Annotated in this window: 1 protein-coding gene; it reads right to left on the bottom strand. The window is 59.2% G+C overall.

Features of this window, described 5'->3' with window-relative positions; translation table 11 throughout:
- Positions 1-259, bottom strand: a 259-nt coding sequence (locus BKY27_RS19680) for an IS3 family transposase (RefSeq protein WP_146636329.1), incomplete at its 3' end; no start/stop codon positions are given.
- Positions 260-355: the final 96 nt, after the last annotated feature.

Genomic DNA, 355 nt, shown 5'->3' with positions numbered 1-355 from the left:
AGATCGGCATCAGTCCCATAAGGCGCATCAACCGGCGTATCCGTTTCTCGTTCACCAGATGGCCGTCGTTGCGCAGATGCCAGGTCATTTGCCGGACACCGAAGAACGGGGTCTCCAGGAACTGCTCGTCGATCCGCCGCATCAGGTCGAGGTTCTGCTCGGTCTCGCCCTTGGGCGTGTAGTAGAAGGACGAGCGCGCAATCGACAGCAGCTTGCACTGCTGGCTGATAGACAGCTGGGGGTGATCAGGCTCAATCATGCCGCGCCTCACTTCCCGCCCCAAGGCTTCAGCTTTCTTTCCAAAAAAGAGTTGGCTACCGCCAGCTCCCCGATCTTGGCGTGGAGCTCCTTAACC

The organism is Nioella nitratireducens, from assembly GCF_001879715.1.
GTDB classification, from domain to species: Bacteria; Pseudomonadota; Alphaproteobacteria; order Rhodobacterales; family Rhodobacteraceae; genus Nioella; species Nioella nitratireducens.
Note: the sequence above shows the minus strand (reverse complement) of the source record. Positions and strands in the feature narration are given on the sequence as shown.